Source organism: Bacillus cereus group sp. BfR-BA-01331 (assembly GCF_022663915.1).
In the GTDB taxonomy this organism is placed as follows: domain Bacteria; phylum Bacillota; class Bacilli; order Bacillales; family Bacillaceae_G; genus Bacillus_A; species Bacillus_A mycoides.
This window is the reverse complement of record NZ_JAKUGJ010000052.1, coordinates 1-11,340: the sequence shown is the minus strand read 5'-3', so window position 1 is coordinate 11,340 and position 11,340 is coordinate 1. Positions and strand designations below refer to the sequence as shown.

The window sequence follows — 11,340 nt, the reverse complement described above, 5'->3', positions numbered from 1 at the left end:
CGGGAGTGGAGTCTATTCTCCCGATTGGACTTTCACCAACTAGATAATGTGTCCTTATCTGGACACGCCGATTTGCCAACGTAAAGAATACCAATCATGCACCTGCCCCATCGGGACAATATCTGTAGGGGTATTTGTCATATATACATTGATACCGCTAAGTCGTTTACTACGAGCAGAATACTTCATTCCTTTCTTTTTTTCTCTTACAGTTTGATCTTGTAATCGTTTTTGTTGTTGTTCTTTTGTTAGTCGATGAATAATCACACGAGTTGGGACTTTATCCGTCATTCCTACATAAGCGTTGGATATTTCATATGTTTGTCCTGGTTGAAGAGAGTTCATTAAAACCTCCATATCTATCTGGATATACTCTGTACCTTTCTTGATTCTGCCATCTTGAAAATAATCAGGATTAGGATTTTTTTGATAAATACGTGTATTCGATTTGATACGTGAGATATAATAAGCCTTTTTATCTTGTATATGTTGAAGATCTTTCAAATGGAAATAACCTAAATCTCGGATACATAAATCATTCGCTGTTACAGTTGGGGCACACAGGGAACCGTAGGTTCGATCATGTTGTTTACCTGGACCTGTATGAATATGAAGGAACTGTCCACTTAATAAATCATACTCAAGCTGAATCTTTACTCCCGCTGTATGGCTGCATCCTCCTGCACCTGGATAAACAAACGAAAAGGGATCTGGAAGTTGAAATGCAGTTGAATCTAAAATACGAATACGCTTGAAAACAGAAGTATATGGAGAAGAAATCGGTATAGATGAGGTTAATTTTTGGTTTAGTAGTTCGGATAGTGTGTGTTGTAAAAATTGGACGGCTGCTGTATTAAATCGTTGATTCAGTCCCTCGGGACTGATGAGCACTTCTGTCGATGCTTCTAAACAGCTAGATAACTGAGTTAAAGACGTCGTAGCGACATTTTGATTCATCCATACACATAAAGCGACTAAATCTTTTGCTTGGTACTTACTGGTTCGTTGAACAAAACCAACATCTCTAGCAAAATCTCGTAAGATATTTGGGGATAAGAAGCTTTGAATTTCTTGAGCAAATAGTTGTAATTCATCAGATACAGAAATAGACATACAAAAACGCCATCCTTTCCTATGATTCTACAGAAAGCATAGCGTATTTTTTCATTTTAGGGGGTATTTTGTTTTGTTAGCTTGATAGTGATGGGGTAGCACCACATCGCTATCAACCTAAGCTTATGCAAAGTCAATTTTAGGCGAGATTGTTTGTTTTTTCTAAGGGGCAAGTGTAGGTGATTGAAAGATTTGCATACGAAATAAACCCTAATGGGTTTCACTTTTTTGAATTAAGCGGCTTGATTATCAGGCATGGAATTGTAAACGACACCTAATATATCAAAGTCCGTTTTTTTCTCATATCGATGAGATTTCCGCCCGTTTTGCTGTAGGAGATTGAACAGACGAAGTAACACCTTTGATAGCTCTTGGGTGTTTTTTTGTATAGTTTGGAATAGAAGAAGAAAATAGTCTTTAATCATCGTTTTTGATAAGGGAGAATATCATGCCTGTTGAATTTTTGACTCGTGAACAGAAAGAAAATTATGGGATGTTTTCAGGAAACCCAACACCTGAACAACTAAATAAATATTTTGGGTTTGATGATCGAGATCGTTATGTTATTTCTCAAATGCGAGGTAACCATAATCAATTAGGTTTTGCTATTCAATTAGGAACTGTAAGATTTTTAGGAACTTTTTTGTCTCGTCCAATGAATGTACCTAAAAATGTATCATTATATGTTTCAGAACAACTTAATATAAATCCAAATGTGCTAAGTTTATATAAAAATGAAAGAACAGCTCGTAATCACGCACAAGAAATTAAACAAATTTATAATTATAAAGATTTTACAGAACAACCACATCACTGGAGATTATTACGTTGGCTCATACACGTGCTTGGGTTTCAGCGGAACGACCAAGCGTCCTATTTGATTTAGCTACAGCAAAATGTGTAGAAAATAAAATTCTATTACCTGGTGTTACTGTAACGGAAAGATTGATTGCTCAAATAAGAGACAGGGCAAACACACGACTTTGGAGAAAACTTGCGAGTCTTCCTAATCATCAACAACGAGATATGTTAGAAAACCTGTTACTTTCTAATCCGGCTACAAATAAAAAGAGCAATCTAGATATTCTAAGAAAGCCTCCGGCTCGTATAACAGTTACGGGATTACTGAAAACAATTGAACGTTATGAAAAATTTTGTGAAATAGAATCTATTAATTGGAGTACAGCTGGAATTCCAATGGGACGAATTTTAGCATTAGCTCGATATGCTTCGATGGCAAGAGCTCAGACCATAGAACGTATGAATGATGAAAGGTGTATAGCTACCCTTGTCTCATTTGTCATTGTGTTCACTATCCGTGCCAAAGATGATGTTATTGAAATCATGGAACTTCTTTTCAGTGATTTGTTTAGAAAAGCTAATAATAAAGGAACAAAAAAGAGGCTTCGGACAATCAAAGATCTAGATGCAGCTGCAAGAAAATTACGAGATATTTGTACGCTTTTACTGGATGAGAATATTACAGATACAGATATACGTAAAACAATATTTGCAACATATCCAAAAGAACTTGTAAAGGAATCTCTAGAAAAGGTAAATCATTTGACAGAAGCTCCAGATATCACAGTACCATACAAAGAATTATTTAAAAATTATTCCACTATACGAAGGGTTCTTCCTAAATTATTGTCTTTATTACGTTTTCAATCTACTCCTTCGGGTCAACATGCATTACAAGCATGGAATTTTCTTGCTGAAACCGAAAATAAATCGAGAAGGAATAAATATATGGGGCACCATTAAAAGGAATGTCTACATCTTGGAAAAAATTAGTTTTGAAGGGACCAAACCATCGAATAGACCGATGTGCGTATACATTTTGGACAATTGAACAATTTATTGAATCATTAAAAAGGCATGATATCTTTACGGATCCCAGTGAAAGGTATTGTGACCCTAGAGCTCAACTACTACAAGGCGAAGATTGGGAATCCATCAAACCCCATATATTAAGAACACTTGGATGGTCTTCATCCGCAAAACAAACCCTACAAGATCTAGCAATAAAATTAGATGAAACGTATCGAAAGGTTAAAAAGAATCTGGAGGGAAATAAAGATGTTCGTATAGCAAACAATAGAATTATTCTTTCTCCTTTAGACAAATTGGAAGAGCCAAAATCATTAAAAAAACTGAGAAAACAAGTGCATTCCCTTATGCCACATACTGATTTACCGGAGCTTATTCTTGAATTACATCAATGGATTCCTTTTCTGGATGCTTTTACTCATATCAGTGAAGGGAATTCTAGAGTAAAAGACCTCTCTATCAGTATGTGTGCTGTTCTTATTTCTCAAGCTTGTAACATAGGACTTGAACCTGTGACACAAGCTGGGGTACCCGCGCTCGAATATGATCGACTGACATGGGTAGAACAAAACTATTTTCGTGCTGAAACAATTACAAAGGCTAATAATACTTTGGTCTCCTATCATTCAAAAATGGGACTAACCCAAATACTAGGATCTGGCGAAGTAGCTTCAGCGGATGGTCTTCGGTTTGTTACACATGACAAGGCGGCACATTCAGGTCCAAATCCAAAGTATTTTGGGGTGGGACGTGGTGTGACTTATTATAATTATACAAGTGACCAATTTACTGGCTTACATGGCATTGTTATTCCCGGTACAATCAGAGATTCATTACGACTATTAGAGCTTGTTTTAGAACAATCTACTGAAGTACAACCAAAGGAAATTATGACAGATACCGCTGGATATAGTGATATTATATTTGGTTTGCTTGCCCTTTTAGGATATCAGTTTAGCCCCAGAATAGCAGATATCGGTTCATCAAGATTTTGGAGAATGGATGAGAATGCTGATTAAGGTGATTTAAATACGATTTCAAGACATAAAATTCGTACAGATTTAATTGTTCGTTATTGGGATGATTTTATGAGGATTGCTGGTTCTCTTCAATTGGGAACAGTAAATCCAACACAGTTAATTCAAACTTTACAACGCGTAGGAAAACCGACTATGTTAGGTAGGGCAATTGGTGAATTCGGAAGAATCTTTAAAACTCAACATAATCTTCTTTTCATTACAGATCCAGCATATCGACGAAAAATCTTAACACAATTAAATCGTGGTGAATCTCGTCATAGTTTGGCAAGGGCATTGATGTATGGAAAGAAGGGGATTTTATATCAAAGTTATCGCGAAGGGCAAGAAGACCAGTTGGGAGCGTTAGGACTTGTTGTCAATGCAATTGTCGTATGGAATACTCGATATATGACAGCCGCTCTTGATGCCATACAGGAAAATGATATAAAAATTGATACAGAGGACATACAAAGGCTCTCTCCAGTAGGACATGAACATATAAATATTGTAGGAAGGTATTCCTTTCACTTACCAGAAGAAATTGAAAACGGAGCTTTACGTCCATTGATAAAAATGGAAGAAAAATAGATGATATAAAGGGGTTTGGTATGTTATTGCCGTTTCTGTTCCATTACTACACAAACCCCAAATTAAAAAAGATTTTAATTTGATGTAAAAAACCTGGTATATCTCAAAAATATACCAGAGTTAAAGGATATAATTAAATATGTCACATGATATATATATATCATGAAATTAATGTAGATATTTAGATATTGTAGCAAGTTGTCTATGCTTGTCATATCTTATATTGAGATTTATTTTTATAAAATATGACAAGCAAGGAGAGTATAAATATGTCACAAGCTAATATACCGAATATTACGCCAAGTATTTCTTTAACCCGTGAAGAGTCTATTAATTTAATATTAGCATCTATAGCTTTAGAAGAATTAGGCTTAGCCCATATTATTAATGCTGAAGCGGAGAAAATTCAATACGCACTGGGAACTTTGAGTGGATTATCACCAGCAGCTACATTGAACGAGATTTTAGAAGTGAATGAAAGTGTTAATCGAACGATCCAATCTGCGTTAAAAACACAGATGTTGTTGCAAACGAAGTTAGATAGTGTCATTCAAACGCCTGTTTTAACAGGACCACCTGGTCCTACAGGTCCTACAGGGCCTGCGGGAGGACCAGTAGGTCCTACAGGAGCTACAGGTCCTACAGGAGCTACGGGAGCTACGGGAGCTACAGGAGCTACGGGAGCTACAGGTCCTACAGGTCCTACAGGTCCTACAGGAGCTACAGGAGCTACAGGTCCTACAGGAGCTACAGGTCCTACAGGAGCTACGGGAGCTACGGGAGCTACAGGAGCTACAGGTCCTACAGGAGCTACGGGAGCTACTGGAGCTACGGGAGCTACAGGAGCTACAGGTCCTACAGGTCCTACAGGTGCTACAGGAGCTACAGGAGCTACAGGTCCTACAGGAGCTACGGGAGCTACGGGAGCTACGGGAGCTACGGGAGCTACAGGAGCTACAGGAGCTACAGGTCCTACAGGAGCTACAGGTCCTACAGGAGCTACGGGAGCTACAGGAGCTACAGGTCCTACAGGAGCTACAGGAGCTACAGGAGCTACAGGTCCTACAGGAGCTACGGGAGCTACGGGAGCTACGGGAGCTACAGGAGCTACGGGAGCTACAGGAGCTACAGGTCCTACAGGTCCTACAGGAGCTACAGGTCCTGTTAGTCAACCGGCTGCTAACTTTATTATTAATGGTGCTCAGTCACCAGGGGTAGGAAATCCATTTACGTTATGGACTCCATTTATTGGTAATAGCGCTTCTATTACACAGGCAGGTGGTACATTTACAATAGGTCAGTCTGGACTTTATGATATCCAAGTTTCTCTTAATTTCCCAAATGGTGCTTTAGGAACTGCTGCAAATGGAGGTGCTGTTATTAAAGGGATTTCCTCAGCGTTCACATATCCTTTAACAGGATATGCAAGTACTTCAAATGGAGGAGGATTAGCTACAGGTCATTTGGTTAGATTTTTTAATGCTGGTGATACGTTTCAAATTCAGAGTGCTACGACTTTCTTTATTGGAAATGGTGTACCAGCGGGATCAGCAGCTTCAATTTCTATATTTAGATTTGCTGATTTGCAGTCATAAAAAAGTTATTTTTCTAATAGGGGTTCCGCCCCATCGCCATCAAGCTAATTTTCTAAAGTACCCTCTAAACGAAAAATTTATTTTTTTTATAAAACCGACATTCATTTTTATCTTTTTGGGGAACAACTAATTTTTTAAGTTAATGGACACATGGTAGGTGCCAAGTTGAACGTTGATTTTTAACCATTAATACTGGTCTTGATATATTTTCTCATAAATTAACACATATACAACATCTACTCCCTTTATATCTTCGATACCTTTTGCTATTGGTGTGTAGTACAGAAATAATAGTGTTGTTTAATTTTGTTCTCCAAAAGACAATAACCTCCTACCTGTTGATTTGGTAGGAGGTTATTAAAGTTATTAAAAACTCAATCTGATAAGTTTAAATTAAGATGATAATTCCTTTAATGTATCATGTAATTTAAACTTTCTAATTTGATATGCAGCAATTAACCCTGCACATGTTCCCAATAATATACTAACTATGACCAAAGATAATATTTGTAGGTAAGGAATATCTACTATCTTTAAATCCAAACTAGGTAACACAATATAACTAAATATAATTCCACCAAACGCTGCAATAATGCTTGCTATTACTCCTAAAAAAGTACCTTCTAACCAAATAATTTTTTTCATTTGTCCGGGAATTGCACCAACAGCTCGAATCATACTTATTTCAGCACGACGTTCATATATACTTGCTATAATTGCATTCATTAAACCTATACCAGAAATTACAAAAATAATACCAACCAATAACTGAATCAATAGTAACATTTGATTTAACAATGTTAACTGTTCCTTTAATAAATCTGTACTATTAATAAGTTCTATATTAGTTCCATTCTTCATAACTTGGTTAACCTTCTGTTGTAATTCATTAATATTATTATGAGAATCTACCATTATTTCTATAGATTCATAACCTTTTATTTGGAAGTTCTTTTTTGCCCATTCCTCATTAACAAATACTCCCCTTGTATTCATTTGTAAACTTTGTTCTAATATCGCTGTAATTTTAATAAACTGTGGCTCATGGCCTGTTGATTGCACTTTAATTTTGTCATTTATTTTGATCCCTAAATAATTAGCTGTTTTCTTTGAAAGAATTCCTTCGCCGTCTTTTAGAGGCTCTTCTAAACTTCGCCCTGATGCTACTTTAATTTTTTTTATCTCATTAAATGCAGCTAAATCTATTCCAGAAACCTCCATAATATTTGGGCTAACATCATTCTTACGCACGAATTCGTACCATTCAGGATCAGCCTTTTTGAAATCATAATCAATTAATTCAGATTTGGTATCTGTTGCAATAGCTGCTGTATTTTGTACACCTTTAATTTGCTTTATTTTTTCTAACCATTCAAAAGGAATATGTTCATTTGCTCGACCTAGCAATGGTACTCGAATAGATAAATCGGCTGGCATGCTTTTCTTTATCCCTTGCCTCATACCTTCCTGCATTGAATTCATATACATACTTCCCACCAACGCTAACATAAATCCAAAAGACAATATTGCAACTGAAATCGCTGCTTTTTGTCTATTACGTATCACGTTTCGACTACTTATGGAAGTTTCTATACGAAAAACCCGCTGGAAAGGTTTAGTGATTATTGGTGTAATAACTCTAATGATGAACGGTATAGCAAACAATAAACCTATTACAAATAAAAATGCTCCTATAGGTCCAATATTTACTTTGATTAACTTCTCTAAGAAAGTTGCACAAATTCCAATGACAATACCAACTATCGCTACAAAGAAACTAATTATACTTATTTTCTTTTCCTTTTTATTGACAGACAAAATCACAGGTCTAAAAGCTTCTACAGGTGGAATTTTTCTTATAGACATCGCTGGAATAATAGACCCTATAATAGACATCATAATTCCTACAATAAAAGTTAAAATTAATAGGCCCCATGAGATTATAAAAGTCTCACTATCAACAATTGCCCCTCCTATCCACCTATTAATCAATCCTGATACTAAACGATAAAATAAAGTACCCATTGTAACTCCTATTAAGGAACCTATACTACCAATTATTAAAGACTCAAGTAGGACTACACCTATTATTTGAACAGATCCACTTCCAAGGGCACGTAATAAGGCCCATTGTTTAAGACGATCACGTACAGATAAGAAAAAGCTTCCCATGACTAAAAGAGCCACAACAAATAGGGCAACTCCGCCTAGTCCCCAGATTAAAGGTTTCATTACATTTAAGCGTTCAAACGCTTTATCAACATATAAACGTTGATAAATTTTCACGCCATTTAACACACTTTTTATTTCCGAAACTAAAAAGGCTTTTTCATTAGCATTAGCCGCTTTTATTTGCACTAAATTATATTTATTTTTCAAATTCATTTCATTTTGTAGCCACTTAATAGGAAAGAATGCAGTTTGCTTCATTGCAGACATTGTTGGCGGATTAATAATACCAACTACTGTTACTGTTTTTTTATTAAAAGGTGGAAAAGGCATTTCAATTTTTTCACCTAATTTAATCCCATTTTTCTCTACATAGGATTTTGTAATCGCAACTTCTGCCCCTTTTTCTGGATATCTCCCTTGATCAATCTTATAAGCACGGATTTCAGGTGAATTTGGTTCGACTCCCCAATACGCCGGTTGGTTTGAAATTTCCGGTTTATTAGGTACTACATATGGTATTAATACCTTTGATACTGTTTTAAGGTTTTTAATATTTTTTATTTGATCTACTTCTTTGTCATCTAAATATTGATCATTTTTCATATAACCGAATTGCAAATTGTAGTCACCGTAATTGTTCTTAACTTGCTGTTTTACTGTTTCTTCGACAGAATTATTTCCTAGTAACAACATTGTGGCTAACATAACACCTAAAGCTGTACCAAGGGCAATAAGTGATGTTCTTAATCGGTTTTCCTTAATTGATTTTATAGCATATTTAAAAATCCACATTTTCAAAACCTCCCATTCTATTGAAAGTGTGTGTTCATTATTTCTTGAATACGCTTAACTTTCTCTGAAATCTTTTCGTCAGTTTCCTCGTATTCATGAATTATTAAACCATCCAATAGAAAAACAACCCTGTCCGCATGAGCTGCTACAAAAGGATCATGTGTTACTACAACTGCCGTTTGATTTAAGTCATCACAAGCATTCCTAAGTACAGTAATTATATTTTTACTGTTTTCAGAATCTAATGCTCCTGTCGGTTCATCTGCTAATATAATTTCAGGATCATTAGCAAAAGCTCTAGCAATCGCTACTCGTTGTTGTTGACCTCCAGAAAGTTGAGAAGGAAGATTTTCCTCCTTGCCTTCTAAACCAACAATTTTCAAAAGTTTTTTTGCTTGATTTGTGGCTTTTTGTTGTTCGACATTATCCAATAATAAAGGAAGGGTAACATTTTCTTCCGCATTAAAAATAGGTATTAAGTTAAACTGCTGAAAAATGAATCCTATTTTCCTTCTTCGGAATAGTGCCAATTCTTTTTCATTCATCATTGAGATTTCTGTATCCCCTATTTTAACTTCTCCTTTTGTCGTTTGATCTATCCCCCCAAGTAATTGCAACAAAGTAGTTTTACCTGAGCCACTCGCACCCATGATACATAGGAATTCTCCTTGCTTTACTTCAAGATTTACCCCTTTCAGGATGTTTATCATTTTCTTTTCAATGAAAAATGATTTCTCTAAATTCTTAACTTCTATAATCCCCATAAATATCTCCCTATATTAGTATTTATAAAACAACAGGTATCTATTACTTTCTTCTTAATGAAAAAGTAATAGATACCTGTTGTTTTATAGTATATTAAGGTTTAATTAGCACTCTACTTATTCACCTGGTGTACTATCTTTGCAAATACCACCAACTACAGTGTAGGAGTAGTTATTTAACCAAACTTCAAAACCACAGCCTTTTACTACGTCAAAAGCATTTCTGAATTCGTCAATTGTTAGGAAATAATATTTTTCGCAAATAATTGTTCTAATTACTTTTTTTAGTTGAAATTACATGATTTATACCATAATATTCCTTATGATATAATACTATTAAAATATATTCAATAATATTTTTGTATTTTTTGACAATTTTCTACACCTTTTATATTTCTTATACTGTGATCCTGCCGTATGCTCATCGAGCTAAAGAAAAATTGTATCTATAAAACGAAAAAAACGTTATTCTTTCTGTAGAATCATAGGAAAGGATGGAATTTTTTATGTCTGTGTCTGACGAATTACAACTATTTGCTCAAGAGATTCAAAGTTTTTTATCTCCAAATACTTTACGGGATCTTGCTAGAGACGTTGGTTTTGTGCAACGAACAAGTAAGTACCAAGCAAAAGATTTAGTGGCTTTATGTATATGGATGAGTCAAAATGTCGCTAAAACCTCTTTAACTCAGTTATGTAGCTGTTTAGAAGCATCAACAGAAGTACTTATCAGTCCGGAAGGACTGAATCAACGATTTAATGCCACAGCCGTGCAATTTCTACAACAATTGTTAGCTGAACTTCTCAACCAAAAGTTATCTTCAACTAAGCTGATTTCTTCTCCATACACTTCTATTTTCAAACGTATCCGTATTTTAGATTCAACTGCATTTCAACTTCCCGATGTATTTTCATCTGTTTATCCAGGTGCAGGAGGATGCAGCCATACTGCGGGGGTGAAGATTCAGCTTGAATATGATTTATTAAGTGGACAGTTCCTACATATTCATACAGGCCCAGGGAAACAACATGATCGGACCTACGGTTCTCTATGTGTCCCAACTGTGGCAGCGAATGATTTATGTATTCGAGATTTAGGGTATTTTCATTTGAAAGACCTTCAATATATACAAGATAAAAAAGCTTACTATATCTCTCGTATTAAGTCAAATACACGTATTTATCAAAAAAATTCCACCCCTGATTATTTTCAAGATGGAAGAATCAAAAAAGGGACAGAGTATATACAGATAAATATGGAGGCCTTAATGAACTCTCTTCAGCCAGGACAAACATGTGAAATATTCGATGCTTTTGTAGGAATGACGGATAAAGTACCAACCCGCGTGATTGTTCATCGGCTAACAAAAGAACAACAACAAAAACGATTACAAGATCAAACTGTAAGAGAAAAAAAGAAAGGAATGAAGTATTCTCCTCGTAGTAAACGACTCAGTGGTATCAATG

Annotated in this window: 3 protein-coding genes and 5 pseudogenes; 4 read left to right on the top strand and 4 right to left on the bottom strand. The window is 35.5% G+C overall.

The window, feature by feature from the left end; genetic code table 11:
• Window positions 1-63 precede the first annotated feature (63 nt).
• Both MR155_RS29850 and MR155_RS29845 read right to left on the bottom strand, forming a co-directional pair.
• Window positions 64-1,113: pseudogene (locus tag MR155_RS29850) on the bottom strand (IS4 family transposase); the annotation flags it as partial.
• 233 nt (window positions 1,114-1,346) lie between these two features.
• A pseudogene (locus MR155_RS29845) lies at window positions 1,347-1,538 on the bottom strand (IS4 family transposase); the annotation flags it as partial.
• A gap of 23 nt (window positions 1,539-1,561) precedes the next feature.
• Between MR155_RS29845 and MR155_RS32475 the strand changes: the two are divergent.
• The 3 pseudogenes from MR155_RS32475 to MR155_RS29825 all read left to right on the top strand — a co-directional run.
• Window positions 1,562-2,877 (top strand): annotated as a pseudogene (locus tag MR155_RS32475) (DUF4158 domain-containing protein).
• A gap of 5 nt (window positions 2,878-2,882) precedes the next feature.
• Window positions 2,883-4,550, top strand: a pseudogene (locus tag MR155_RS32470) (Tn3 family transposase).
• Between the two features lie 269 nt (window positions 4,551-4,819).
• Window positions 4,820-5,713 (top strand): annotated as a pseudogene (locus MR155_RS29825) (alpha-helical endospore appendage domain-containing protein); the annotation flags it as partial.
• Window positions 5,714-6,538: 825 nt separating this feature from the next.
• On the opposite strand, the gene MR155_RS29820 reads toward MR155_RS29825, so the two are convergent.
• Both MR155_RS29820 and MR155_RS29815 read right to left on the bottom strand, forming a co-directional pair.
• A complete protein-coding gene (locus tag MR155_RS29820) occupies window positions 6,539-9,109 on the bottom strand; it encodes an ABC transporter permease (protein ID WP_242311961.1) in 2,571 nt (856 codons plus the stop codon).
• Between the two features lie 17 nt (window positions 9,110-9,126).
• Complete coding sequence (locus tag MR155_RS29815) at window positions 9,127-9,873, bottom strand: ABC transporter ATP-binding protein (RefSeq protein ID WP_242311959.1); 747 nt, start codon at window positions 9,871-9,873, stop codon at window positions 9,127-9,129.
• Between the two features lie 506 nt (window positions 9,874-10,379).
• On the opposite strand from MR155_RS29815, the gene MR155_RS29810 reads away from it, so the two are divergent.
• The coding region (locus tag MR155_RS29810; protein WP_242311958.1) for an IS4 family transposase at window positions 10,380-11,340 on the top strand (961 nt) is incomplete at its 3' end.